Source organism: Dellaglioa sp. CoH-56-MRSF-14 (genome assembly GCF_056782115.1).
The window spans coordinates 151487-178354 of the sequence record NZ_JBXAYB010000001.1 but is presented as its reverse complement, the minus strand read 5'-3'; the positions used below and the strand labels follow the sequence as shown (position 1 = coordinate 178354).

Genomic DNA, 26868 nt, shown 5'->3' with positions numbered 1-26868 from the left:
CCTGTTCCCCCATAGATTTTAATGTCAAATTTAGTATTATTTAAACTTTAGGTGCGATTTTAAAAAGTATATTACTCTGCTTATTAAAAATTAGATCTCAAAAAAAATAGGTATGATGTAACTATTTTAGAATTAGAGAATATTGTACCGATATTTAGTATGACTAATTAATCGGTTAATACCGAATTATAACACTCAACTACCCTCTTTTCTATATAAGTGATAGCCAGAGTTTAATAAAACATATATCTTTTGTATAACAAAAGTATTGTTTTATTATACAAAAGATATATAATAGTAAATGAAAGCGATTTCTTAGTTAAAAAATAATTTATTAGAAGAAGGGTTGATTGATATATGATAAATGAAAATAAGATGCCTAAAGGTTTTTATTGGGGTAATTCTGTATCAAGTATGCAGACAGAAGGAGCATGGCAGGCAGATGGTAAAGGGCTATCAGTTTATGATATCCGTGACTCAGATAAAGGTGTATCCGATTGGCACGATGCGATTGATGAGTTTAACAGATATGAAGAAGATTTGGATTTAATTGCAGATATGAATATGAATATGTATCGCATTCAGATATCGTGGACTCGAATAGTACCTGATGGTGATGGAACTATCAACGAGAAAGGTTTTGAGTATTATGACCGATTAATTGATGGGATGATTAAGCGTGGTATTGAGCCAATGGTTTGTCTCTATCACTTTGACATGCCGTTAGCGTTGGCCCAAAAGCAAAGTGGATTTCTATCTCGTAAAACTGTTGATGCTTTTGTTAGGTTTGGGAAAGTCGTTATTGATCATTTTTCAGACAGAGTTAAATATTGGATTACATTTAATGAACATAATCTATACTTCACTGATGAAACATTTCATATTTCTGGATATACCAAGACGGAAAAAACAATTGACGATATGTATACCATATTCCATCATACGATGATAGCTCACGCACAAATTGCACAATATATTCATGAACAATATAAAGAACTTAAGATTGGAGGTATGTTGGCATATACACCAGTTTATCCAGCAACGACTAATCCAAAAGATTCTTTTGCAGTAAGAAAACAAAATGAATTTATTTATGAAAATCTAAATTCGTTATTTGTCGGACAATCATATTCTCCTGAAGTACTTAAATATATAGAAGTGAATAATATTCAAATGGATTTTAAAGATAGAGATAAGCAATATTTAAATAAAATTAAATCTGATTTCATTTCCTTTAGTTACTATCGCACAATGGTCATGGATGCTGATAAAATTCCAAGTGACGAGGCACCAAATAGATATATGAATTATAGTGTAGAAGAAAATACTTATTTATCTAGTAGTGAGTGGTCATGGAATATTGATCCCTTAGGATTCCGAAATGTAATTACAGATTTGCATAATCGTTATAGATTACCTGTATTTCCAATTGAAAATGGAATTGGCATCAAGGAGCACAGGGACAGCACAAATATAATCCAAGATGATGCTCGAATTGAATATCATAAAAGTCATATTAAGGCTATGAAGGATGCAATGTTTATTGATGGTGCTCAAGTTGTGGGCTATCTGGGTTGGGGATTAATTGATATTCCTAGTTCACATGGTGACATGGAGAAAAGATATGGTGCAGTTTTTGTTGATAGAACAAATCATGATTTGAAAGATATGAAGAGAGTTCCAAAAAAATCATATTATTGGTTTAAGGATATCTTAGAAGAGAATGGAGAAAAAATATAATGGAAAATAAAACTGAAAATAAAGCAAACACGTTCATTACGAATAAGTTATTACCTATAATTATGAAATTTGTGAATACAAAACCTATAAGGGCTCTGCAAGATGGAATGGTATACGCATTACCTTTTATTATTATAGGATCCATATTTTTAATTTTGTCCAATTTCCCGGTGCCAAGTGTTGCAGATGCGCTTAAAGATTCAGGTTGGTCAGCATTTTTCACACAAGCATATACAACAACATTTGGTATTTTATCTATCTGGGCGGTAGTTGGTATCGCGTACGTATATGTTCGTAATGAGGGATATGAGGCATTACCCGCTGCATTGACAGCATTATCATCTTTCTTGATGTTACAGATGCTCCAAGTGGCCGCACCTTTAGCCGGAGTAATGGGTAAAAATGGAGCAGGTATTGTTAACAGTGCTGGTAAAGAGGTCCTAAGTGGTTCTGCAATAACAGAAAATATAGACAAATTACCTCATTCGCTTCAATCATTCATGCAGTCGCCAGTTAATGGTGTAATTAACATTAGTTGGTTGAGCGGTCAAGGAATGGTGGCTGCAATTATTGTAGGTATTTTGGTAGGTTGGGCATATACAAAAATGATTAAAGCTGGTTGGAAAATAACACTCCCAGAACAAGTGCCAACTAGTGTTGCTAATCAATTTACTGCCATGATTCCATCTGGTGTTATATTAACTGTTACTATGTTAATCTTTGCTTTAATTAAGACAGTGTTAAATACAGATATGTTAAATCTCATTTATAAGATGTTAGCAGCACCTATGCAAGGACTATCAGATTCATTAATTGGGGCTATATTGATTGCCTTCTTAGTATCATTCTTTTGGTTCTTTGGTGTTCACGGAGGACTGATTGTCGGTGGAATTGCAGGAGCCTTCTTAATTCCTAATACTTCTGGAAACGCTGCTTTATATCAAGCTGGTAAATTATCGTTAGGTAACGGGGCACATATTGTTACTAATGAATTTTATAATAATTTTATTAACTTGACGGGATCTGGAATAACCATCGGACTAGTTATTTTCACACTAGTTGCAGCTAAATCTGTTCAGCTTAAAACAATCGGTAAAATTGAGCTTATTCCAGCTATTTTTAATATTAATGAGCCTTTTCTTTTCGGATTACCTTTAGTTATGAATCCATTTTTAGCTATACCATTTTTCATGGTACCAGTTATTGTAGCAATCTCTACTTATGGGGTAATTTATTTCGGAATTGTACCACCTTTAAATGGTGTTGCGGCACCTTGGACAACGCCAGCAGTTATTTCAGGATTTTTAATTGGAGGTTGGAAGATGGCCTTATGGCAAGCGGTAACGTTAGTAATATCAGCTGTCGGATACTATCCATTCGCTAAAAAATATGATCAATATTTATGTAATCAAGAACAAGAGCAAGAATTAAATAATAAAGCAGAGTGAAAGGAATAAAAAATCATGGAGAAAAAAATTATTATGTTAGCTTGTTCAGCTGGTATGTCTACATCTCTACTAGTATCAAAAATGCAGGCGGCAGCTTCTAAGCAGAAAAAAGATTATGAAATATTTGCAACATCAACATCAGATGTAGACCATCAAATTGAAAGTGTTCATCCGGATGTATTGTTATTAGGGCCACAGGTCAGTTATATGAAGGAAGAAATTAAAAGTAAAACTGATGCTGCTGGAATTCCTATGGACGTCATTGATATGCTAGATTATGGGATGATGAACGGTGAAAAAGTATTACAAACAGCAGTAAATTTAATTGCGGAATAAAATAAATTTAGTGAAATGGGGATGAAAAATATGAATGATAAAGATATGACTGTAATAATGGGAATTATTATGGAATCGGGGAATGCGAAGGGATTTGCCGCTCAAGCAATCCGCATGGCTGAGCAGTCTGATTTTTCTAAATCTGATGATTTTATGAACCAAGCACAAGAGGCGTTAACTAAGGTGCACAATATCCAAACTACTTTGTTAACAAAAGAGGCCAATGGTGAAAAAACGAAACTTAATTTGTATTTGATACATTCGCAAGATTGGCTAATGACGAGTATCTGTTATATTGATTTAGCTAAAGAAATTATAACTATGTATAAATCAATTAAAAAAAACGCCGTATAAAATGACGCATTATAGACGTGCTATGAGAACTTCTTTAATTTAATACGTTTATTAAAAATTATAATTATCAGATACTAAAAATATTAGTCGAATGACTGAAAAGGAGAACAATGGGAACTATATTAGCAATTGATATTGGTGGGACAACCGTAAAGTATGGAGAATGGAAAGAAAATCAGTTCATTTCACGTGGTAAGAGGGAGACCCCTGAGACGTGGAAAGATATGAAAACTTTAATTAAAAATTTATATAATAGTTGTCAGAACGCTGAAGGTATAGCCATTAGTTCTCCAGGATCAGTTGATACGGTAAATGGAATTATTCATGGGATTAGCGCCATCCCTTATATACACAATTTTCCGATTAGGGATGAGTTGGAACAATATTTAGGCGTACCAGTTTCTATACAAAACGATGCTAATTGTGCAGCATTAGCTGAGAATTGGATTGGAAACGCTAAAGATGTAGATGATTTTGTTTCTATTATCATTGGATCTGGAGTTGGTGGTTCTGTAATAATGAATAAAAAATTAAAGGCCGGAAGTAATCTATTTGGTGGCGAATTTGGGTACATGATTTTAGATGTAAATGATGATCGTACTTTCAGTGAGTTGGTTAGTCCAGTAAATCTTGCCAAACAGTATTCTTCAGAAAATAATCGTGAAATTAACGGAAAACAATTATTTGATTTATCTGACTCTGGTGATGATAAGGCATGCCAAATTGTAGATGATTTTTATAAACATTTAGCCGTAGGAGTGTTTAATCTACTTGTATCGTATGATCCTGACCTTGTTTTAATTGGAGGCGCTATATCTGAAAGACCTGGTTTGATTAAAACACTAAATAAATATATTAATCAATTAATCATTGCCAAACGTGCGGATGGCCTTAAGTATAATTTAAAAACATGTTATTTTTATGGAGATGCTAATATGATTGGCGCAATATACCAATATAAAACAAATTTCATAACCTTTAACACTATTTAAATATAAAAAAGCTCATAATTATTAGATTTAGATCTAATAATTATGAGCTTTTTGTATTGAATGTTCTATTTTTTACAGCTATTTATTAATTTCTTCAATAGTACCCTTAGCGTCTTTTTCAACTTTCATATCTGAAATTGAGATATAACCTAATTTCTTGATTAAGCCGTTTTGAATTTTGTCTGATTGAATATAACCAATAAATTTAGCTGTTGCGTAGTTAGGAGAACCTTTAGTATACATATGTTCGTATGACCAAATTTTCCAATTGTTTGTTTCAACATTTTTTGATGTTGGTTTAACGTTATCAATAGATAATGCTTGGATGTTATCTTTTAAGTACGAGAATGCTAAGTAGCTGATGGCACCTGGTGTTGAAGATACCATTTTTTGAACTGTACCGTTTGAATCTTGTTCTTGTGTTTGTTTAGCTGTTTTATTTGGAAGGATACTACTATCAAATACGGTACGTGTACCCGAACCAGAAGCACGATTAATGACAACAATCGCTTGGTCTGCTCCGCCAAGTTCTTTCCAGTTTGTTGTCTTACCTAAGAAAATGTTAGCAAGTTGTGCTTTTGAGAGGTTAGTTACTTTTGTATCTTTGTTGACAACAGGTGCAATACCAACAACGGCAACTTTGTGATCAACAATCTTTTTAGCATCTACGCCGTCTTTTTGTTCTGCAAAAATGTCAGAATTACCAACGGTAACAGCACCTGTAGAAACTTGGCTTAAACCAGTACCTGAGCCACCACCTTGCACGCCAATTGTTAAACCTGAATTATCTGCTTGATAGGTTTCAGCTGCTTGTTCAACTAAAGGTTGTAAAGCAGTTGATCCAACAATAGTAATTTTACCTGTAATTTTTGATGAATCATCTGAAGAAGATGATGATTTACCACATCCTGCCAACAATAAAAGACCCATTGCTGCTATCGAAATAATTGCTGTTTTCTTTCTCATAATTAACTTCCCCTTTTATTTTGTATTCGTATTTAAGAACAACTTCATAATATCAGTTAAATGTTATGGTTCTGTATGAATCGTGTAATGATTTACACCTGAAATTGTAAAGAATGGGTAAAGGTGGAGCGAAATACTTTGCTTTTGTGAGTGTGATTATCTATAATAAAAACCAGCTCATTATGACAGTCTGTCATAAAAACGGAAATAGGGGGAGACAAATTGATTCTAGAAATAAAAAACGTTTCAAAAACGTATAATATGGCTGGTGGTACGACATTCAAGGCTTTAAAAGACATTAATGCTTCTTTTGACAAAGGAGAATTAGTTTCAATAGTTGGTGAATCCGGAAGTGGTAAATCAACATTAATGAACTTAATAGGTGGATTGGATTCAAATTTTGATGGCGAAATTACGTATAATGGTGAAAATATTGGTGATTTTTCTGAAAAAGAACTTGTTAACTTTCATAAGAAGAGTATTGGATTCATTTTTCAAAATTTTAATTTAATTCCTCATTTAAGTTTGATTGATAACGTTGCTATGGCAATGACGCTTTCAAATGTTGATAAATCAGTACGTGTCAAACGTGCTAAAAAATTATTAACAGACGTTGGGTTACAAGATCATATGACAAAGAAGCCAGATCAAATATCTGGTGGGCAAAAACAACGTGTTGCTATTGCACGTGCCTTAATGAATGATCCTGATGTCATTATTGCTGATGAACCAACAGGTGCTTTGGATTCAGAGACAACTGATGCTGTCTTAGAAATTATCAAAGATATCGCAAAGCGTGGTAAATTAGTTTTAATGGTTACTCATTCAGATCGCGTTGCGGCATATTCAAGTCGTGTTGTACGAATTGATAATGGTGCAATTATTTCTGATTCCGAACAAGAACAATTAGAGTTGCATACTAATGAAGATGAATTTAAAGGCGAAACGCCTAAGAATTTAAGTCTATGGTCTGCAATTCGATTAGCTGCACTTAATATGAAAGCTAAATTTTCTCGTAATTTACTTGTTGCTATTGGCTCAAGTATTGGGATTATGTCTGTTGTTTTAATGTTATCGCTTGGAAAAGGGGTAACAAGTTATATAAAGGATACGATGACTAGCTACGTGAATCCCAATGTGACTGAAGTTCATATGAAGGCAAAAACAAGTTCTTCAAGTAGTAGTTCTAAAACAGCAACACCAGCTGCTGGTTCTCAAGCCCAAGCAGCGCAAGCTAAAGAACAACAAAGTCAAATGGCTGCAATTACTGGTCAGACAGGATCATTTTCTAAAAAAGATATTAATAAGTTAACAAATATTAAACATGTGAATGAGCTACAAAAGGGTTATACAGCAATTTCACTAGGTACAAATACAGTTTCATATAAGGATAAAAAAGCTAGTTTGATGCAGTTGGGTACAATGAACTCAGGTATTACAAAATCAAACATTACCAAGGGTACTAAACCAGGTAAGGATGGCATTTTATTAGATAAAACAACTGCAGATTCATTAGGCAAGAACATTGTTGGTAAACAAGTTAAAATTGCGATTGTTTATAACGAAAAAACGATTAAGAAAACGTTCAAAGTTGCCGGAATTTATGAAGCATCTGGAAGTAGCAGTTCAAGCAGTTTAGTTTACTTGAATTACGCTGACTTACAACAATTAGTTGAAGATAATAATGAAACAATTAAACCAAATGTTGTTTATCTTCATACAAACGATAAGGCTAATACGGCAGGTATAAAAGCTAAAGTTAAATCATTGGGTTACACAGGTTCAATTCAAGAAAAAATGTCAGAAATGTTTACTCAAATGTTAGATATTTTGACAGACGTTTTAACGGCCGTAGCTGCGATATCATTGCTCGTTTCTGCAATTATGATATTAGTGGTTCTAAATATATCTGTTGTTGAAAGAACAAAAGAAATCGGTGTTATGAAAGCTTTAGGAGCACGTCGTAAGGATATTCGCCGTATATTTGTTTCCGAAGCGTTCCTAATTGGATTAGCATCTGGCTTAATTGGTGTTGGCGTAACGTATATTTTAGCCTTTGGGTTAAATGCATTCTCAGTTGCAACATTCGATGTTACGATTGTTAAAGTTACAGCTAGTTATGTATTCTCTGGTATTTTAATCAGTGTCTTGATTAGTATGGTTGCTAGTTTCTTACCAGCAAACAGAGCATCAAAACTTGATCCAGTTGAATCTTTAAGAAAAGAATAAGTAAATAAAGTTGCATTTTTAAATAAAGACTAGTAACATGACAAGTTGTCACATGACAGCTTGTCATTTTTTGTATAAAGGAGAAAATATGCCTAAAAAAACGTATTTTAATTTAGATGAAGATAAGCAACAACGGATATTGGATGCTGCTAAAGAAGAGTTCTCAAGAGTACCCCTGTTTGAAGCATCAATTAGTAATATCATAAAAATTGCAGATATTCCGCGAGGGAGTTTTTACCAATATTTCGAAAATAAAGAAGATTTATACTTTTATTATTTTGATACTATTCGACAGAATCAAACTAAAAGATTTGGTGAATTATTAAAACGAAATCAAGGTGATGTCGTGACGACTATGAAGACCTTTTTTTCAGAAACGATTGCGAATACAGTGTCCGGAGAAGATGCTGCATTTTTTAAAAACGCCTTTGTCCGAATGGACTTTAAAATGAGTAGTCGGATGCAGCCACATCATCCTCACCACCCGCATCATAGTGGGAAACAGCCACATTTTGGTGGACCATTTCATCAAAATTTAAAAGCAGATTTTGATATTATGAGTGAAATTGATCGGTCTTTACTAACCATTTCCTCAGATGAAGAAATTAGTTTACTTATGTTTTCTTTAATGAGTCCATTTATGAAAACTATTAATGATTATTTTTCAAAACAAAGAGAAGGTATTGAAATACCTGTTGAAGAGTTACAAAAAGAATATGAAACAATGGCTAACTGGGTAGCTATTGGTGTTTCAAAAAGGAAGGAATAAAAATAAATGATAAAAGTAATGAAAAATCGCGTTAGCGTTTGGGCAATGTTTGGTGCATTTATATTTATGATTGTCCAAGTTATCTGCGATTTATATTTACCAACATTAACATCAGACATGATTAATAAAGGTGTCTCACAAGGCGATGTTGCGTATATCTGGCAGGTGGGTTATGTCATGTTAGGCGTAGCAGCTATTGGTATTGTTGCGGCAGTTGGTAATGTCTTTATCGCTTCACGCTTAGCGCAAAAATTAGGACTTAGATTAAGAAGTCATATTTACAAAAAAGTACTTAATTTTTCAAGTCATGAATTTGATCAAATTGGAAATTCAAGTTTAATTACAAGAACATCAACTGATGTTCTACAAATTCAAAACGTTACCGTTATGATGTTAAGAATGATGATCCAAGCGCCTATTATGTTGATTGGTGCTAGTATTTTAGCTTATAACAAACAAAAAGAATTAACCGTGATTTTTTTAGTAGCTGTTCCAATTTTAATTATATTAATTGCTTCAGTTATGTATTTTGCAGTGCCGCTGTTCAAAACGTTACAAAAAAGAATTGATCATATTAATCTTGTCTTTCGTGAAGGTTTAACAGGTGTTCGTGTTATTCGCGCATTTAACCAAGATAAATATGAACAAAATCGTTTTGATCGTGTGAATAAAGAATATACAGATAATGCCCGTAAAGTATTTTCAATTACGGCGCTAATGTTCCCCATGATGACTTTAGTTCTTAGTGCAACCAATATCGCAATTATCTGGTATGGTGGTCATTTAATTGGAGATATGTCGATGCAAGTGGGTAATCTAGTTGCGTTTATGACGTATGCAATGCAAATTTTATCAAGTTTTATGATGTTATCGATGGTATTTGTCATGTTACCTCGTGCGCAAGCTGCTGCAGCACGTATCAACGAAGTTTTAGATACGAAGAATTCGATAAAAGACCAACCTGATGCAATTACAGTTGATCGTAGTAAAGTAGGAGCAAGTCAATTGTCATTTGATAAAGTTAATTTCCGGTATACGGGTGCTGAAAAAGAAGCCCTAACAGATATTAACTTTGAAGCAAAGGCGGGTCAAACGATTGCGATTATTGGTGGTACTGGATCTGGTAAGTCAACGTTAATTAATTTAATTCCACGATTGTTTGATGTTGAGTCGGGCGATATTAAAATTGATGGTAAATCAATTTATGAGTTAACCCAAGTAAGCTTACACGACCAAATTTCTCTTGTTCAACAAAAGACAGTTCTTTTTAGAGGAACAATCCGAAGTAATCTACAGTTTGGAAATGAAACGGCAACAGATGATGAGTTGTGGCATGCGCTAGAAATAGCACAAGCTAAATCGTTTGTTGAAGAATCAGCGGATGGCTTAGACGGCATAGTTGAACAAGGTGGAGATAACTTCTCTGGTGGCCAAAAGCAACGACTTGCAATTGCAAGAGCATTAGTTAAAAAAGCTTCTGTTTACTTGTTTGATGATTCATTCTCAGCGCTTGATTTTAAAACAGATGCTAAATTACGTGGCTCACTTAAAACGGATGAAAGCATCAAAGATAGTGTTGTCGTAATTGTGGCACAACGGATTTCTAGTGTGACAAGTGCCGATTTAATCTTAGTTATCGATGGTGGAAAAATCGTTGGTAAAGGGACTCATGAAGAATTGAAAGCCACGAATGAAACCTATCAAGAAATTATGCAGTCACAAATCAGAGAGGGGGATGCAGAGTAATGGCAGATAATAAGTCAAAACAAGCAACGCAACCTATGCGGGGCGGTCGAGGTGGACATGGCAATATTGGACGACCAGTTGAAAAGCCTAAGAACTTTTGGAAAACAATTGGGCGTTTAGCGAAATACATGTCACCATGGTTAATTTCAATAGGGATAGTATTAGTGCTAGCCATTATATCTGTAATTTTCCAGGCGGTTTCTCCTAAAATTTTAGGACGCGCAACAACCGAGATTTTCTCTGGGGTAACTAAAGGATTCACTCAAATGAAACAGGGGCAGAAAGTAACCTCGTTGCCAATTAATTTTGATGCAATTAAGAATATCTTACTTACAGTTGGTATTATGTATATTGCGTCTGCACTTTTCAGTTTTGTGCAGCAATTAATCATGACTAATATTTCTCAAAAAACGGTGTACGCACTTCGTAAAGATATTAAGGCTAAAATGGAACGCGTGCCTGTTTCTTACTACGATACACATCCAAATGGTGATATTATGTCTCGTGCTGTAAATGATGTGGATAACATTTCTGGAACGTTACAACAAAGTTTTACACAGTTAGTAACAAGTGTTGTGACCTTTGTCAGTGTTCTCTATATGATGTTTTCAATTAGTTGGCAATTAACGTTAATTGCTTTGATTATTGTTCCTTTGAGTTTGGTTGTTGTCTCATTAATTGCGCCTCGTTCGCAAAAGTTCTTTGCTGGACAACAAAAGAGTTTAGGACTTTTGAACAATCAAGTGGAAGAAACGTATGCGGGTCATACGGTTGTTAAGACTTTTAATAAAGAAGAAAAAAATATTGATATTTTTGAAAAACAGAATAATGATTATTATAAAAGTTCATGGAAAGCACAATTTATTTCTGGATTAATTATGCCAGCAATGAACTTTATTAAAAATATTGGCTATGTCTTTGTGGCAATTGTTGGTGGAATTAAGGTTTCACAAGGAACAATTACTTTAGGTAACGTCCAAGCCTTTTTACAATATGTGAACCAATTCTCACAACCAATCACTCAAATTGCCAACTTATCTAATACGATTCAAGCAACTGTAGCTTCTGCAGAACGAATTTTTGAAATCTTAGATGAAGAAGAATTGAAAGATGAAAGTAACGATGACTTACCAATTGCTGATAATGGTAATAAAATTTCCTTTGATCATGTTCAATTTGGTTACTCAGATAAGAAGCTTTTGATGACAGATTATAATTTGGATGTTAACGAAGGACAAAAGGTAGCAATTGTTGGACCTACAGGTGCTGGAAAGACAACGATTATTAACTTAATTGAACGCTTTTATGATGTCTCAGCGGGATCAATCCGACTAAATGGTGTCGATACTAAGAATTTGAAACGAGAAGATTTACGTAAGTCAATCTCGATGGTGCTTCAAGATACTTGGTTATTTACAGGTACTATTATGGAAAATATTCAATATGGTCGTGAAAATGCAACGGATGAAGAGGTTTATGCTGCAGCAAAAGCCGCTCATGTTGATACATTTGTTCGTCAATTACCAGATGGTTATCAAACTGTTCTGAATGAAGACGCTTCAAATATTTCACAAGGACAACGTCAATTGTTAACGATTGCTCGTGCATTTTTGGCTGACCCAGAAATTTTAATTTTAGATGAAGCAACGAGTTCAGTTGATACACGAACTGAAGTTTTGATTCAAAAAGCGATGGATACCTTATTAGATAGCCGAACAAGTTTCGTTGTGGCGCATCGTCTATCAACGATTCGTGATGCGGATAATATTATTGTAATGGATAATGGCTCAATTATTGAAACTGGAAATCATGATGCTTTGATTGCTAAAAACGGGTTTTATGCTGATTTATATAATAGCCAATTTGCAAACGGTACTATTTAAATTAAAAATAATGAGCTGAATTTGACCTTAGTTAAATTTGTGTTCATTATTTTTTCGTTTTTAAAATACTTGGGCATTCTTACCGGCTTTTAATCTTCTTCTTACGACGTTGATAATTTAGCGTATAATAAAAAAGACTCTAAAACAGTAGATGATTATTTAGAAAATGAGGTTTAATCATAATGAAACAATCACAAATTAGAAATTTTTCAATTATTGCCCATATTGATCATGGTAAATCAACTTTAGCTGATCGAATTATGGAAGAAACACAAACTGTCAGTGAACGTGAGATGTCTAGTCAATTGTTAGATTCAATGGCTGTTGAACAAGAACACGGGATTACAGTTAAATCACGAACGGTTCGTAGTTACTATACAGCTACTAATGGTGAAACTTACGAATATAATTTTATTGATACACCGGGACACGTTGATTTTTCATATGAAGTTTCGAAAAGTTTAGCTGCTAGTGATGGGGCTATTTTATTGGTGGACGCCACTCAAGGTGTGCAAGCACAGACGGTTGCAAATTACCGTTTAGCTAAAGAAAACAACTTAAAAATTATTCCAGTAATCAATAAGATTGATCATCCTAATGCTGATGTTGAAGAAACTAAAATTCAATTGATGGAATTAGCTGACGTTGATGAAGACGAAATGTTATTAATATCAGCTAAAACTGGGATTGGTGTTGATTTGGTTCTAGAGGCTATTAAAGACCGTATTCCAAAACCAATCGGTGATATTGAAGCACCACTTAAAGCATTAGTTTTTGATTCACATTTTGATGCATTTAAAGGAATTGTGGCTTATATTCGTGTCTTTGATGGTGAATTTAAAGCTAATAATTTACTTCGATTTATGCAACAAACGACTGATTTCCAAGTAGTAGAAGCAGGTATTTTTAAACCTGACATGGTGGCTGTTGATAGTCTACATGCCGGGGATGTTGGCTATGTTATTACAGGGCTAAAAGATCCTCAACTAGTTAAAATTGGGGATACGTTAACTTCTCAAAGTAACCCGACACCAGAAGCACTTCCTGGATATAAAGAATCAGAATCAATGGTTTTTGCTGGATTTTATCCTAAAGATAATAACTATAAAGAATTAAAATCAGCTATTCAAAAATTAGCTTTAAATGACTCATCTTTCCATTATAAAGAAGAAAAGTCAGATGCTTTAGGACTAGGATTTAGATGTGGATTCTTAGGGATGTTACATTTAAGTATTATTCGTGAACGTCTCGAAAAAGAATACCAATTAGGGGTGTTAACAACGACGCCTAATGTTACGTACCACGTTATTTTGAAAAATGGTAAAGAAGTTGTTGTTGATAATCCTGTCCAATTCCCTAATTTTTCTGAAATTGATCATGTTGAAGAACCATTTTTAGATGTTCATATGACCGTGCCAGATGAACAAGTGGGCGATATCATGAAATTAGCTGAAAAACGTAAAGGTATTTTCCAAGATATGTCATACAATTCTGGTCAAACTGAATTGAATTATGCGTTACCAACGTCTGAAATTGCCTATGATTTCTTCAATCAATTAAAATCATTATCACATGGCTATGCAACAATGGAAACGCAATTTAAAGGATATCAAACAGCAGACGTTGTTAAAATGGACGTTTTAGTTAACTATGCAACAGTCGATGCACTAGGGTTTGTTGTGCATAGACAAGATGCTGTGGAAATTGGTCAGAAATTAGTTGAGCAATTGAAATATTCAATTCCACGTAAATTATTCCCAATGCCAGTACAAGCAGTTATCGAAAATAAAGCTATTTCGCGTGCAAATGTACCGCCTCTTCGTAAGAGCGCAACAACAAGTAGTGATAAAAAGAATGCTGCCAAACAAGATATGCTACGCCGTCAAAGCGCTAATAAACGATTGGGCTCTAAGGCTGAAATGGAATTACCACAAGAAGTATTTAATGCAATATTGGAAGTTAACAATGATAACTAGTCTTTAGAAAGAAGGATTACAATGGGAGTTTTAGAAGTTCGCCAACTTTCCCATCAATTTGCGGATAAGCAATTATATGAGGATGCTCATTTTGAATTAAACACTGAGGATCATATGGGTATCATTGGTCAAAATGGTGCTGGTAAAAGTACATTAATCAAAATTATTACTGGACAAGAATTACCTGATGAAGGCGAAATCAAATGGAAAAAAAGTGCGACAATTGGCTATTTAGATCAATATGCTGAAGTTGCGGAAGGCATTACGGTTATTGAGTTTTTGAAGACAGCATTTCAACGTTTATATGATATTAGTGAAAAACAAACGCAGGCCTATACGGATTATGCTGAAAATATGGACGAGAAGTTGTTGGAAAAAGCGGGTAGATATCAAGAAGAACTTGAGGCAAAAAATTTTTATGATATCGATACAGAAATTGACCGTGTTCGAACTGGTTTAGGATTAGATGCAATTGAAAAAGACCATCAAGTTAGTGAATTAAGTGGTGGTCAGAGATCTAAGATTATCTTAGCTAAATTATTATTGGAAAATCCTGAAGTTATTTTATTAGATGAACCAACTAATTATTTAGATACGGAACATATTGATTGGTTAACTGAGTATTTAAATCAATTTGAAGGCTGTTTCATGGTTATTTCTCATGATTTTGAATTTTTACAAAATGTCACGAATACAATTATTGATGTTGCATTCGGTAAAATCACAAAATATCGTGGGAATTTTAAATCAGCTATTAAGCAAAAAGAAGCTAAAAAAGAAGCGCAACTAAAAGCTTTCCAGAAACAACGCCTTCAAATTGAAAAAGATGAGGCTTATATTCGAAAGAATAAAGCTGGAACGCGTGCCACAATGGCTAAGTCTAGACAAAAAAGATTAGATAAAATTGAGCGTGTGACACCGCCAAGTGATACTGTAAAAGGTAAATTTGATTTTCCTTATCTAGATACTGGATCCGCATCAACGCTTGCCGTTAAAAATTTATCAGTTGGTTATAAAACGCCATTACTATCACCAGTAACTTTTTCATTATCACATCAAGAAAAAGTTGTCTTAAAGGGATTTAACGGAATTGGTAAATCAACAATGATTAAGTCAATTTTGAAGTTAATTCCAACGTTTGGTGGAACTGCTGAATTTTCTGATTCTGTTGTTGTTAATTATTTTGATCAAGATTTAATTTGGGATAATAAAGAAATGACACCTCTTCAAATTATTCAAGATGAATACCCTGAATTGGAACCTAAAACGATTCGTCGCCGATTGGCTAAATCAGGGATTAATGCTGCGAATACAATGAAACCTATTAATATTTTGAGTGGTGGGGAACAAATGAAAGTTAAGTTGAGTTTAGTTGAATTGAAACCAAGTAACTTTTTAATTTTGGATGAACCAACTAATCACTTGGATGATGATACAAAAGACGCGCTACAAAAGGCAGTCCGACGTTTTCCTGGAAATGTTTTATTGGTCAGTCATGAAGCACCATTTTATGAATCTTGGATTGATAAAGTGTTTGATGTTGAAGCAATAAGAATTCAAAAATAGTGATAATAGCCTTGGAAAGTAATTTTCTAAGGCTATTTATCTGCACAAAAAAAGCACCAACCGAAGTTGATGCTTTCCTGTTATGGTACTTACCGAAGTAAATAGATTGTATGAATTCCACAAAACAGTGACAATCAGACATACCTACAATGCGGTAGGTAAAAAATGCCCCATTTTCGAACTAATCACTAGCCGCCGCAGCGGAACAACCGAAGTTGTCTGATTTTACTCGACTCATCGCATAACTTAATCATAGCACAAAATTAATATTTCGTATAGTTCTATTTACCCCAAAGGAATTGGATAACAGCTTTATCAACCTGTAAATTTCTATGAAGTTTACTATGTTGTGCATCTTCACCAGTAATTTTAAGCTCGTCATACGATTTTACTTGGCCTTTTAATAGATAGTTCATTGAACGGGCAGAAGCAATGCTGACAGATGTATCAGAATTTGAGCCATCATTCACATCGCCATAAATAACAAAGACTTTTGCGGTTGATGGGAAATTTTTTCGTTTGCTATAGTAACTTTGGTAGTTTGCTGTTTTAATAGCAGGTTCGTCATTTTTCAAGAAGTAATTTTTATTGGCTTTTTCGTCCATTCCGAGGACCCCATTAATTGGACCAGCAATTGGAACAAATTTATTTAGGATAGGAGAAGATTTTTTTCTGACAGATTCAGCCCAGTACATTGCAGATGAGCCACCCATTGAATGTGTAACAAGATTGATTTTTTTAATATCGTATGATGCTTTTAAATAATCAGTTATCTTACCAATCCATCTGCCCTCTTCAGGAATTTGAGCATCACTACGCGCAAATATAACTTGAACAATTGGATTTTTTTCAGTATATTTCCATCTACCCGTATAAGTGACATCACCAGTTGAAGAGACGGTTGCTGTTAGAACTTTTTTTGCCTTACCAGATTTTTCTGCTGAGGCAATCATGTCGTTAGTTGAGTTAGCTGTACCGCCGTATCCATGAATGTATAAGGTTGGTGTTTGTGAAATACTTTTCTCTGTTTCTACCGATTTAGGTATACTGTTATGCAATAGTAAAAAGCCAATACCTAATCCTAAAATCAATAAGATGGTTATTAATATACCGTATTTTTTCATTAGTGGTTTCCTTTGCATAGTAAGTTATTTGCTTTCATTATAAGCTACCGGGTCTTGACGTTCAAATTTAAAGCAAGTTATGGTAAGCTATATGCGAAGATAACTAAGAAAGCTGAGGATGAGCAAATGTTCATAGTGAAATCAACTAGAGATATAAGTAGTCAAATATATAAGGATGCATTATCAATTAGAAAAACGGTTTTTGTTGGAGAACAGAATGTGCCAATGGAATTGGAAATTGAAAACGAATCAGAAGCTATTCATTTTGTGGGTTATAAAGATGAAGAACCTGTTGTGACAGCACGTGTACTTAGCGAAGACTCTGAAACGTGGCATGTCCAGCGAGTTGCAACATTGAAAGCGGCTCGTGGACAACATTTAGCAACAGATATCCTAACGTTTATTGAAGGATTTTCAACAGTCTACGGAATTAAATACTTAACCTTAGGTGCACAAGATCAAGCCCAAAATTTTTATTTGAAACTAGGATATGAGGTTGAAGGTGAAGGCTTTATGGACGCAGGAATTCCACATCACACAATGATAAAAACAATCGAAGGAGCCTAGATGGCAAAAGAAACTTTATTTTCAAAATTACTAACGGATGAACGATATACATTTGCGAGTGAACTTGGTAGTAAATATCATAAAGACGCTAGTCAAATTTTATTTACTTACTTGAAGTTAATGGCTGAGGGGACACAAAACCAGTCAAAATCATTACAGAAAAGTCTGCCAGAAATCGATAAAAAATTTCAAAAGTATTTAGAAAACTAGAGATAGAAGGTACTTACAGTGAATAATAATCCATTAGCCAATCTTATGAAGCAAGATAAGTTAATTGTCGGTATTAGTGAAATCAGTAAAATGACAGGTGTTTCAACACGACAGTTAAGATATTGGGAACAAAAAGGCTATATTGAAAGTATTTCAGATGAGAAGGCAAAGTCGCGAGAATATCGTTTAGATATGGTCATAAAAGTCAGTCTTATAAAAGAAGAGTTAGATGAAGGATACACATTGGTTGCGGCGATTGAACACGTTAACGGAAAAATGGATATTTTTAGACAATTTAAACACTTTTTGATTGATCGTGTTTCAGATGTTGGTAAACAAGGAAATAAAACAGTTTTTGATATGGGCTATTTTGATGACTCCAAAAAGCAGCGTTTATTTGCGGTAATAGATGAAAAAGGGACACGTTTTGAACTCAGAGATGTTTAATAAAAAGAATTATAAAATAAAATCATAAAAAGGTTGCAACCGTTTACATTTGTGTTATACTTAATTTGTAGCAAGGAAGGCTATCGAAATCCCTGAACAAAATAAAACTGAAGTCACTTTTTTAAACTCACTTAATGGTTTTTAAAAACGAAGTTAGTTGGACAATGTTTAGTACTGAAGATAGTTGAAAAATGTAACACAAGTTAATGACGTTGAGAGATGTCAAGCAAGGCGTATTAAAACGGTGCCGGTCTTGAGCATTAAAAAGCAAATCAAGACACATCAAGTTAGATGATGTTTACTCCGATGAATTTAGAATTTTGGTAGTGTGAACGTCGTGAGACGTCGAACAAGGTTTTAAAACGGTGCTAGTCTTGAGCGCTTAAAAGCAAATCAGGACACATCAATTAAGATGATGGTTTAAGTTTCCAATGTACGGCAAGTTAATGACGTTGAGAGATGTCAAGTAAGGCGTATTAAAACGGTGCCGGTCTTGAGCATTAAAAAGCAAATCAAGATATCGAATTTTGATGATTTAAGTTGTAGTAGAACGAATAATTGGATTTAGAGGTATTTGGTCTTGGAGAAACGTTTGAAATCGAATGGATAACAAATCGCTCAAAGGGCGTCGTTCGATAATATATGATTCAAAACATATAAAAGCGACTTCACAGAACTAAATAAGTATAAAGATATAGAGGCGAAATATATTAATAATCAAGTAAAATCGACTCTCGGTAACACGGGTTTCGGCTTTCCTTCTACAAAAAGATAGGATTCAAGACATTTCTTAAAACAAATGCTTGAATCCTATTTTAATGCAGTGAATTATGATTTTTAGCTTACATTTAGGTATTTTAAAATGAAAGGTTAGGTATTCCTAAAAAATAAGTTACAATTCAATCGTTATTCTGATATAATAAATCTATTATTAAGAAAATGGAAGTGAATTGATTAACTAATGACAAAAAATGAAAGATCGAATATGACACCTATGAAGGAAGATTATTTAAAAATTATTTTTGAATTAGGCGGTACGCAAAAGAAAATATCGAATAAACAGATTGCGCTTAGTCTGAACATTGCGGCCGGATCAGTTACAGAAATGGTCAATAAACTAGTTAAAGAAGAGTTAGTAGAACATACGCCATACGCAGGGATTTCGTTAACGAAACCTGGGATATTATTGGCAGAAGATTTAGTTCGTAAGCATCGTTTATGGGAATGCTTCTTAGTTTATAAATTAAATTATAAACTACAAGATGTTGACGGTGAATCAGAGTTACTTGAACATGTGACAAGTGAGTACTTGCTTGATCATTTGAGTGAATTCTTGGGTCATCCAACACACTGTCCTCATGGCGGTGTGATACCTGACAAAGAAGGTAACTATGAGGAAGATAGCCATCTCGTTTTAGAAGCAGTAGAAGATAACACTAAAGTTGTGATTGAACGATTCATTGATAATCATGATTTGTTAACTTATTTAGATGATTTAGAATTACACATTGGTGATAAATTAACAGTTGTTTCTCATGCGCCTTTTGAAGGTCCAGTTGAAATCAAATTAGAAAATACTGGTGAGGTTAGAAATATTAGTTATAAAGCCGCTCATTATATTTTTGTGAAGTAGGTATTATGATAACAAAAGAAATTTTTATTAAATAGCTAAAGACTGTTGATATCAAATAGATATCAGCAGTCTTTTTTTGGAAATATAGCAATATTTAATAACTGGTAAAATGATTTAAGGTTAGCCTAAACTTTTTGTTTACAATGTATAAAGTTTGAGTATAATAAGGAATTGAGAAGAAAAGAATTTAAAGGAGTGGTAAAAAATGTCGAAAGAAGTACAAGAACCAAAAATGACTACCACAACAAATAGTGCTAGTTTGGAAGAAGTAAATGGATCAGTAGAAGTTCCAAAAAGTGCCGGATTTTTACGAACTTTATGGGCTTTTAGTGGACCAGGTGCATTAGTCGCTGTTGGTTACATGGATCCAGGTAACTGGATTACATCAATTGTCGGTGGTGCACAATACCGTTACTTACTATTATCAGTCGTTATTTTCTCCGGACTTATCGCTATGTTAATGCAATATATGGCTGCTAAGTTAGGTGTCGTAACAAGAATGGATTTAGCACAAGCAATTCGTGATCATACTAATAAACCGGTTGGATTTTTATTATGGATCATGACAGAATTAGCAATTATGGCAACAGATATAGCCGAAGTAATTGGTGGAGCGATTGCTTTACAATTACTTTTTGGAATTCCATTAACAGTCGGCGTTATGATAACTATATTAGATGTTTTCTTACTATTATTATTAACAAAATTAGGATTTAGAACAATTGAAGCGATTGTTGCAACATTGATTGCATCAATTTTAATTATTTTCCTTTACTTAGTTGCCTTATCAAAACCAAGTTTAGCAGGTATCATGGGTGGTATTTTACCAAGAGCATCAATCGTTATGAACCATGATCAATTAACATTAGCTTTAGGTATTATTGGTGCAACAGTAATGCCTCATAACTTGTACCTTCACTCTTCAATTGCACAAACACGTCAGTACGATTCAACTGATGAAGAAGAAGTTGCAAAAGTTGTGCGCTTTACAACTTGGGATTCAAATATCCAATTATTTGGCGCAACAATTGTTAACAGTTTACTTTTACTTTTGGGGGCTGCTTTATTCTTTGGACATGCAGATCAATTACAAGCATTCGGTGATTTATACCGTGCATTAAGTGATAATACAATTGCCAAAGGGATTGCATCACCTGTACTTTCAACTTTATTTGCCGTAGCTTTACTGGCTTCTGGGCAAAATGCAACGATTACCGGAACCTTGACTGGTCAAATTATAATGGAAGGTTTCATACATTTAAAAATGCCATTATGGGCCCGTCGATTGGTTACACGTATCATAGCAGTTATCCCCGTTATGATTGCCGCAATCATTTGGGGTGGGACAGAAGGCGTATTAGATAATTTACTTGTTTATTCACAAGTGTTCTTATCAGTAGCCTTACCATTTACGATGATTCCATTAATCTGGTTTACATCTTCTAAAAAATATATGGGTGAACGATTCGTTAATCCACTTTGGGTATCAATTATTGGTTGGGCAGCCGCAATCGGGTTAACTATTTTAAATGTTCAATTAGTCTTCAATTTAGTCATTCAATTTTTCCAAGAAGTTTTATAAAATAAGGAGGAAATTCATATGAAAAAAAGTTTTGAGTTACCAAAGCATAAGAACATTCTTGTCGGCGTCGATAATTCGGCAGATGCCCAATTAGCATTCTTAGAAGCGGTTAGTCATGCTTTAGATGATGATTCTCTGCTGCATATTGTAACTGTTCTGGAGTCGGATGATTTGAATGTTTTTCAGGTATTAACAAAAGATACATTAGCTGAAAAACGTTTGAAGGTTGAAAAACAACTTCAAGAGTATAAACAAAGCGCATTAGATGCTGGTGTTAAGGAAGTACACATTGTTCTTGCTGAGGGTGAACCTGGTGAAACGATTGTCAAAGATGTTATTCCTGACGTTAAACCTGATTTAGTCGTTGTTGGATCAGCTATAACTAAAGGGATTGGTAAGTACTTAGGTAGCCAAGCATCATACGTGGCTAAGTATTCTCCCGTTTCAGTTATGGTTGTTCGTTAATAGAAAAAAGTTATACAAAATGGTTGAATCTTATAAAGATTTAACCATTTTTATTTGGAAAACGTTTACTTGTTTATTTATATATAAGGTTTATGTTATGCTTTTATGTATAACATAAATAGGAGCATGATGATGATATCAAATTATATTTCAATATTAAAAAACGAGTTTAAAGGTTATAATGCAACAAAATTAGCTAAAGATTTTATGGCAGGTTTAACGGTAGCTGCAGTTGCTATTCCGTTAGCCTTGGCATTTGGTGTCTCAAGTGGGGCAACAGCTGCTGCTGGGTTAATCACAGCCATTGTTGCTGGGATTTTGATAAGTACCTTATCTGGGGCATATTATCAAATATCAGGACCAACTGGAGCGATGGCCGCAGTATTAATGGGTGTTATTGCACAATATGGATTAAAAGGGGTTTTTATTGCTACATTGATTGCCGGAGTGATTTTATTGTTAGCCGGTATATTTAAATTAGGCGTTTTAACGACTTTTATTCCTGCCCCTGTTATTACAGGATTTACATCAGGAATTTCAATTATTATTGCTTTCGGGCAATTAGATAATTTTTTTGGTACGCATTCAAACGGAAGTAGTTTAATTGAAAAAATTGGTAGTTATCCTAGCTTAGGTTTTCAACCTAAGTTGGCAACGACTTTGATGGCAATTTTAGTTGTTATTGCACTTTTTATTTTTCCAAAAAAATGGAATAAAGTTATTCCTGCATCGTTGATTGCAATTATTGTTACTACGGCAATTACAATGATATTTAAATTAGATGTCGCAACAGTTGGCGAGATTCCAACAAGTGTTATCAGTGATGATAGATTACATTTAGGTGCATTAAATCTTCAAACAGTTAAAAATCTAATTATTCCTGGCGCAAGTATTGCTTTACTGGGAATGATTGAAAGTTTATTATGCGGGGCATCTGCTGGTCGCATGACAGGTAAAACCTTAGATAGTAATCAAGAATTAATCGCTCAAGGTATTGGAAATATGATTTTACCATTTTTTGGTGGTATTCCAGCAACGGCTGCGATTGCTAGAACGAGTGTAGCAATTAAATCAGGTGCACAGACGCGATTGACAGGCGTTTTCCATGCACTTGCGTTATTAGTTTCAATGCTTTTATTGGCACCAATCATGTCACAGATTCCTTTATCGGCATTAGCTGGCGTGTTAGTTGTGACTTCATGGCGGATGAACGAATGGTCAGCTATCAAGTATCTCTTTAAAAATAAATTTAAAAGTGCTTTAATTCTATTTTTCTTAACATTAATAAGTACCGTTATTTTTGATTTGAGTACGGCGATTATGGCCGGTGTTTTAGTCGGGATCGTTATTTTTGTGGCTAAGAGTTCTATTTTAGATGTTGTTGTTGAAGATGTTGATTTAAGCAAAGTCGAAACAACACAAGATAGATTAAAAGATGATTGGGCAGTTGTCTACATCACTGGACCACTATTTTTCATGTCTGCGGATCGATTAGATAAGGCACTACAGCCACTTCATGAACGAGATTTAGTTATCTTTTCATTGCGAGGCGTACCATCAATTGATAATACAGCAATGGCTGTTATTCAGGATTTCTATAGTGATGCTCAGACTAAAAATCATGAAGTGATTTTTTCTTCAGTTCAACCAAATGTAATGAGAATGTTTGAACGATCTGGCTTTAAAGATGTGGCTGGGGAAGAAGCCTTTTATTTCTCAGTTGATCGTGTTCTAAAGGAAATACTATAAGATGTACATTATTGACAAGGATATTTAGGCATGTTAAGATTCATTCAACTTAATAAATAAAAGTTAACACATAAGTAGTCATTTATCTGGGAGTCAGAAAGTTGGTGGTTGATGCGAACCAATCAGGATAAATTAACCAAATACGTTAACGTTATTTTAAACATCGGATAAATATCTAGAACCGTTATCATCTAGTGAGTGAGAATTTGGGTTCTCAATTAAACTGGGTGGTACCACGGCTAGAGTCGTCCCTGATACAATATTTAATATTGTATCAGGGACTTTTTTTGTCCAGAAAAGGAGTGTTAAAAATGAAAAATATAAATTGGGGTCAGTTTCGATATCAAACTTTTCATGATAAATACTAGAATCGACTAAAAAATAGGAGTGTTTACTAATGAAAAATAAATTATCGTTTACAGAAGCAGCAAGTGTTTTAGTAGTAATGTTGATTATTATGGGATTTGGTGTAATTAAGTTTGGGTTATCACCTCAAACACCAGTTATGTTAGTGATTGGGTTGTTAATTTTATGGGCTAGAATTCGTCATTTTTCATGGGATGAGATTCACGCGGGTATCAAGGATGGAATGAGTACAGGGTTAATTCCCATCTTTATTTTTATTTTGATTGGCTCATTGATTGCGACTTGGATTGCGGCAGGAATTATTCCAACCTTAATGATTTGGGGATTTAATCTGATTAGTGTTCAATTCTTTGTGCCTTCCGTTTTTATTGTCTGTGCTATTATCGGATTATCAATTGGGAGTGCCTTCACTTTAATTTCAACTGTGGGTATCGCACTATTCGGTATGGGGATGACGATGGGGGTTAATCCTGCACTAGTGGCAGGAGCAATTATTTCAGGTGCTATCTTTGGGGATAAAATGTCTCCCTTATCAGATTCAACGAACTTAGCAGCTGCCATTGGAGAATCTGATTTATTTAAACATATTAAAAATATGATGTGGACAACAATTCCTGCTTTTGTAGGATCTTTAATTTTATATTTCATTTTGGGAAGTGGTAGTATGGCAGCAAATATGGATAAAATCAATCATACGATTTCAATTTTATCTAGTCACTTTTCAATCACAGCTTGGGCGGCATTACCAATTATCTTAATGTTTGTCTGTGCCTGGTTAAAAATTCCAGCTATTCCAACGTTATTTATCAATATTGGTGTATCGTTAGTTATGTTATTTATTCAAAAACCATTTACGAGTTTACAAGATGTTGCGGCGTTGATTCAGTCAGGATTTGTTTCTAAAACTGGAGATGCAAATGTGGATATGCTGTTAACACGAGGTGGCGTTTCAAGTATGATGGGAACCGTGTCATTAATAATTTTAACTTTAACGTTAGGCGGCTTACTAATGAACTTCAATATTATTGAAGTCGTTATGGAACCTTTAGTTAAACGTTTAAATTCATCTGGTAAATTAATTACGGCAACTATTTTTGCTGGAATTGGAGTTAATTTATTTGTTGGAGAACAATACTTATCAGTTATTTTACCTGGAAAAGCGTTTAAACCCGCTTTTGATAAATCAAAATTAGATAATTTAGCCTTAAGTCGTGCACTTGAAGATGGCGGAACAGTGATTAATTACTTAATCCCTTGGGGTGTAGCTGGTGCGTTTGCAGCAAGCACGTTGGGAGTTCCAACGCTAGACTACTTACCATTTGCGTTCTTTAGCTTACTATCGCCTGTCTTTTCAATCATTAGTGGTTGGACGGGAATCGGGTTACGTGCAAAGAGAGCCTAATAAAAACGGGTCACAATGAATTTTATATTCGTTGTGACCCGTTTTTTTGTTATTTCTCATTCTTATTGAGTGTAATTAAGTACATTGTCATGAAGATGGCGATTAAAACCATGACTGTCCCAAAAAGTGGCGTCATACCTAATCCGAGATTAGAAACAACTTGTCCACCAATTAAAGAGCCTAACGTAATGCCAATATTGAAAGCAGAAATATTTAGCGACGATGCTAAAGTAATATCTTTAGGGGTATATTTTTCAGCTAATTGAACAACGTATAGTTGTAATCCTGGAACATTCATAAAGGCGAATAGTCCTAAGGCCATAACGGTTAATAAACCTAGAATTGACATTTTAGCAGTAAAGAAAAGGATAAATAAGACGACTGCAAGTCCGATAAACATTTTTAATAATGCTTGGAGCGGATTATGGTTTGCTAAACGGCCGCCAATCGTATTTCCAAGGGCAACCATCAATCCGTAGACGATTAAAATGATAACAACAGCACTTTCACTGTAACCCATTGAAGTTTCTAAGAGTGGCGTAATATACGTATAAACAACGAATGTCCCACCGTAACCTAAGGCGGTTAATGATAACGTAATCAATAGATATTTGTTCTTAAGGACACGGATAAAACCATGCGCATCAGATTTTCCAGGAATTGGTAAACCATTTGGTACGAGGAAAAAGTTGGCGATTAAACCAATTAGTCCAATGATACTAATAAAAATAAATGATCCATGCCAACTAGTATGTTGACCAATAAATGTACCTAAAGGAACACCGGTTACAGTTGCAACGGTTAAACCAGTAAACATGACTGAAATAGCACTAGCACGTTTTGAAGGTTCAACAACATCAGCCGCAATAACGGAAGCGATTGTCATGAATATACCGTGAGACAATGCAGAAATAATTCGACCAATTAATAAAATTGAAAAAGTTGGTGCAAATGCTGCAACTAAATTACCAACGATAAATAACGCCATGATACTTAAGAGTAATTTTTTTCGATCAAATTGGCCAGTTAAAATAGTTAGAACGGGTGCACCTATTGTGACACCGAATGCATATAATGAAACGCTAAGTCCTGCCTGACTTAATGAAATACCAAAATCTTTGACTAATAAGGGGATGAGCCCAACGCTAATAAATTCTGTTGATCCGATTGCGAAAGCACTAATAGCCAATGCTAAGAGTGTTAGGGATGGTGATATTTTTGGTTTTTCCATAAGTTTGTAAAGCCTCCTTGATTTTTGTTGGAATAATGCTACAATTTATGATTATACGTGTACGCAACAATAAGACAATAACGTACT

Annotated in this window: 22 protein-coding genes; 19 read left to right on the top strand and 3 right to left on the bottom strand. The window is 34.3% G+C overall.

Going from position 1 to position 26868, the window contains the following annotated elements; translation table 11 throughout:
* Positions 1-357 precede the first annotated feature (357 nt).
* The 5 genes from AC1RPX_RS00810 (at position 358) to AC1RPX_RS00790 (ending at position 4870) form a co-directional block, all read left to right on the top strand.
* Positions 358-1740, top strand: a complete 1383-nt coding sequence (locus tag AC1RPX_RS00810) for a glycoside hydrolase family 1 protein (protein WP_481760979.1) — start codon at positions 358-360, stop codon at positions 1738-1740.
* Entirely contained in the window at positions 1740-3188 is a 1449-nt protein-coding gene (locus AC1RPX_RS00805) for a PTS sugar transporter subunit IIC (RefSeq protein ID WP_481760978.1), read from the top strand. Before AC1RPX_RS00810 ends, AC1RPX_RS00805 begins: the two co-directional genes overlap by 1 nt.
* A 15-nt stretch (positions 3189-3203) precedes the next feature.
* Positions 3204-3524 (top strand): PTS sugar transporter subunit IIB, encoded by a 321-nt coding sequence (locus AC1RPX_RS00800; protein WP_481760977.1) that lies wholly within the window; start codon positions 3204-3206, stop codon positions 3522-3524.
* A 21-nt stretch (positions 3525-3545) separates the two neighbouring features.
* Entirely contained in the window at positions 3546-3878 is a 333-nt protein-coding gene (locus AC1RPX_RS00795; protein WP_481762169.1) for a PTS lactose/cellobiose transporter subunit IIA, read from the top strand.
* A 110-nt stretch (positions 3879-3988) separates the two neighbouring features.
* Positions 3989-4870 carry an ROK family protein gene (locus tag AC1RPX_RS00790; RefSeq protein WP_481760975.1) on the top strand — a complete coding sequence of 294 codons (882 nt, stop codon included), beginning with the start codon at positions 3989-3991 and terminating at the stop codon, positions 4868-4870.
* Between the two features lie 78 nt (positions 4871-4948).
* Here the strand turns inward: AC1RPX_RS00790 and AC1RPX_RS00785 are convergent, their stop codons facing one another.
* Positions 4949-5836 carry a phosphate ABC transporter substrate-binding protein PstS family protein gene (locus AC1RPX_RS00785; protein ID WP_481760974.1) on the bottom strand — a complete coding sequence of 296 codons (888 nt, stop codon included), beginning with the start codon at positions 5834-5836 and terminating at the stop codon, positions 4949-4951.
* 261 nt (positions 5837-6097) lie between these two features.
* Here AC1RPX_RS00785 and AC1RPX_RS00780 point away from each other — a divergent pair, with 261 nt between their 5' ends.
* From AC1RPX_RS00780 to AC1RPX_RS00755, 6 genes are all read left to right on the top strand, one after another.
* Complete coding sequence (locus AC1RPX_RS00780) at positions 6098-8065, top strand: ABC transporter ATP-binding protein/permease (protein WP_481761143.1); 1968 nt, start codon at positions 6098-6100, stop codon at positions 8063-8065.
* An 88-nt stretch (positions 8066-8153) separates the two neighbouring features.
* On the top strand, positions 8154-8834 hold the full coding sequence (locus tag AC1RPX_RS00775; protein WP_481760973.1) for a TetR/AcrR family transcriptional regulator: 681 nt from the start codon (positions 8154-8156) through the stop codon (positions 8832-8834).
* 6 nt (positions 8835-8840) lie between these two features.
* On the top strand, positions 8841-10580 hold the full coding sequence (locus AC1RPX_RS00770) for an ABC transporter ATP-binding protein (RefSeq protein ID WP_481760972.1): 1740 nt from the start codon (positions 8841-8843) through the stop codon (positions 10578-10580).
* Positions 10580-12463, top strand: a complete 1884-nt coding sequence (locus AC1RPX_RS00765) for an ABC transporter ATP-binding protein (RefSeq protein WP_481760971.1) — start codon at positions 10580-10582, stop codon at positions 12461-12463. Before AC1RPX_RS00770 ends, AC1RPX_RS00765 begins: the two co-directional genes overlap by 1 nt.
* A 182-nt stretch (positions 12464-12645) precedes the next feature.
* Positions 12646-14439, top strand: coding sequence for a translation elongation factor 4 (gene lepA, locus AC1RPX_RS00760; protein WP_481760970.1), 1794 nt, complete (start codon positions 12646-12648; stop codon positions 14437-14439).
* Positions 14440-14460: 21 nt separating this feature from the next.
* Positions 14461-16005 carry an ABC-F family ATP-binding cassette domain-containing protein gene (locus AC1RPX_RS00755; RefSeq protein ID WP_481760969.1) on the top strand — a complete coding sequence of 515 codons (1545 nt, stop codon included), beginning with the start codon at positions 14461-14463 and terminating at the stop codon, positions 16003-16005.
* Positions 16006-16286: 281 nt separating this feature from the next.
* Here the strand turns inward: AC1RPX_RS00755 and AC1RPX_RS00750 are convergent, their stop codons facing one another.
* A complete protein-coding gene (locus tag AC1RPX_RS00750) occupies positions 16287-17129 on the bottom strand; it encodes an alpha/beta hydrolase (protein ID WP_481760968.1) in 843 nt (280 codons plus the stop codon).
* Between the two features lie 126 nt (positions 17130-17255).
* Between AC1RPX_RS00750 and AC1RPX_RS00745 the strand changes: the two genes are divergently transcribed.
* The 8 genes from AC1RPX_RS00745 (at position 17256) to nhaC (ending at position 25550) form a co-directional block, all read left to right on the top strand.
* On the top strand, positions 17256-17696 hold the full coding sequence (locus tag AC1RPX_RS00745; RefSeq protein ID WP_481760967.1) for a GNAT family N-acetyltransferase: 441 nt from the start codon (positions 17256-17258) through the stop codon (positions 17694-17696).
* Positions 17697-17906: a hypothetical protein gene (locus tag AC1RPX_RS00740; RefSeq protein ID WP_481760966.1), complete on the top strand. Its 210-nt coding sequence runs from the start codon at positions 17697-17699 to the stop codon at positions 17904-17906.
* A gap of 18 nt (positions 17907-17924) precedes the next feature.
* A complete protein-coding gene (locus AC1RPX_RS00735) occupies positions 17925-18353 on the top strand; it encodes a MerR family transcriptional regulator (RefSeq protein WP_409021721.1) in 429 nt (142 codons plus the stop codon).
* Between the two features lie 985 nt (positions 18354-19338).
* On the top strand, positions 19339-19986 hold the full coding sequence (locus tag AC1RPX_RS00730; RefSeq protein ID WP_481761142.1) for a metal-dependent transcriptional regulator: 648 nt from the start codon (positions 19339-19341) through the stop codon (positions 19984-19986).
* Between the two features lie 205 nt (positions 19987-20191).
* Positions 20192-21568, top strand: a complete 1377-nt coding sequence (locus AC1RPX_RS00725; RefSeq protein WP_481760965.1) for an Nramp family divalent metal transporter — start codon at positions 20192-20194, stop codon at positions 21566-21568.
* Positions 21569-21586: 18 nt separating this feature from the next.
* Positions 21587-22033 carry a universal stress protein gene (locus tag AC1RPX_RS00720; protein ID WP_481760964.1) on the top strand — a complete coding sequence of 149 codons (447 nt, stop codon included), beginning with the start codon at positions 21587-21589 and terminating at the stop codon, positions 22031-22033.
* Between the two features lie 132 nt (positions 22034-22165).
* On the top strand, positions 22166-23782 hold the full coding sequence (locus tag AC1RPX_RS00715; RefSeq protein WP_481761141.1) for a SulP family inorganic anion transporter: 1617 nt from the start codon (positions 22166-22168) through the stop codon (positions 23780-23782).
* A gap of 397 nt (positions 23783-24179) precedes the next feature.
* On the top strand, positions 24180-25550 hold the full coding sequence (gene nhaC, locus AC1RPX_RS00710; RefSeq protein WP_481760963.1) for a Na+/H+ antiporter NhaC: 1371 nt from the start codon (positions 24180-24182) through the stop codon (positions 25548-25550).
* A 49-nt stretch (positions 25551-25599) separates the two neighbouring features.
* On the opposite strand, the gene AC1RPX_RS00705 is transcribed toward nhaC, so the two are convergent.
* Positions 25600-26781 (bottom strand): MFS transporter, encoded by a 1182-nt coding sequence (locus AC1RPX_RS00705; protein WP_481760962.1) that lies wholly within the window; start codon positions 26779-26781, stop codon positions 25600-25602.
* Positions 26782-26868: the final 87 nt, after the last annotated feature.

Coding starts and splice junctions, on each gene's coding strand:
- AC1RPX_RS00810 (WP_481760979.1), top strand. CDS start 358: ATGATAAATGAAAATAAGATGCCTAAAGGTTTTTATTGGGGTAATTCT.
- AC1RPX_RS00805 (WP_481760978.1), top strand. CDS start 1,740: ATGGAAAATAAAACTGAAAATAAAGCAAACACGTTCATTACGAATAAG.
- AC1RPX_RS00800 (WP_481760977.1), top strand. CDS start 3,204: ATGGAGAAAAAAATTATTATGTTAGCTTGTTCAGCTGGTATGTCTACA.
- AC1RPX_RS00795 (WP_481762169.1), top strand. CDS start 3,546: ATGAAAAATATGAATGATAAAGATATGACTGTAATAATGGGAATTATT.
- AC1RPX_RS00790 (WP_481760975.1), top strand. CDS start 3,989: ATGGGAACTATATTAGCAATTGATATTGGTGGGACAACCGTAAAGTAT.
- AC1RPX_RS00785 (WP_481760974.1), bottom strand. CDS start 5,836: ATGAGAAAGAAAACAGCAATTATTTCGATAGCAGCAATGGGTCTTTTA.
- AC1RPX_RS00780 (WP_481761143.1), top strand. CDS start 6,098: ATGGCTGGTGGTACGACATTCAAGGCTTTAAAAGACATTAATGCTTCT.
- AC1RPX_RS00775 (WP_481760973.1), top strand. CDS start 8,154: ATGCCTAAAAAAACGTATTTTAATTTAGATGAAGATAAGCAACAACGG.
- AC1RPX_RS00770 (WP_481760972.1), top strand. CDS start 8,841: ATGATAAAAGTAATGAAAAATCGCGTTAGCGTTTGGGCAATGTTTGGT.
- AC1RPX_RS00765 (WP_481760971.1), top strand. CDS start 10,580: ATGGCAGATAATAAGTCAAAACAAGCAACGCAACCTATGCGGGGCGGT.
- lepA (WP_481760970.1), top strand. CDS start 12,646: ATGAAACAATCACAAATTAGAAATTTTTCAATTATTGCCCATATTGAT.
- AC1RPX_RS00755 (WP_481760969.1), top strand. CDS start 14,461: ATGGGAGTTTTAGAAGTTCGCCAACTTTCCCATCAATTTGCGGATAAG.
- AC1RPX_RS00750 (WP_481760968.1), bottom strand. CDS start 17,129: ATGAAAAAATACGGTATATTAATAACCATCTTATTGATTTTAGGATTA.
- AC1RPX_RS00745 (WP_481760967.1), top strand. CDS start 17,256: ATGTTCATAGTGAAATCAACTAGAGATATAAGTAGTCAAATATATAAG.
- AC1RPX_RS00740 (WP_481760966.1), top strand. CDS start 17,697: ATGGCAAAAGAAACTTTATTTTCAAAATTACTAACGGATGAACGATAT.
- AC1RPX_RS00730 (WP_481761142.1), top strand. CDS start 19,339: ATGACACCTATGAAGGAAGATTATTTAAAAATTATTTTTGAATTAGGC.
- AC1RPX_RS00725 (WP_481760965.1), top strand. CDS start 20,192: ATGTCGAAAGAAGTACAAGAACCAAAAATGACTACCACAACAAATAGT.
- AC1RPX_RS00720 (WP_481760964.1), top strand. CDS start 21,587: ATGAAAAAAAGTTTTGAGTTACCAAAGCATAAGAACATTCTTGTCGGC.
- AC1RPX_RS00715 (WP_481761141.1), top strand. CDS start 22,166: ATGATATCAAATTATATTTCAATATTAAAAAACGAGTTTAAAGGTTAT.
- nhaC (WP_481760963.1), top strand. CDS start 24,180: ATGAAAAATAAATTATCGTTTACAGAAGCAGCAAGTGTTTTAGTAGTA.
- AC1RPX_RS00705 (WP_481760962.1), bottom strand. CDS start 26,781: ATGGAAAAACCAAAAATATCACCATCCCTAACACTCTTAGCATTGGCT.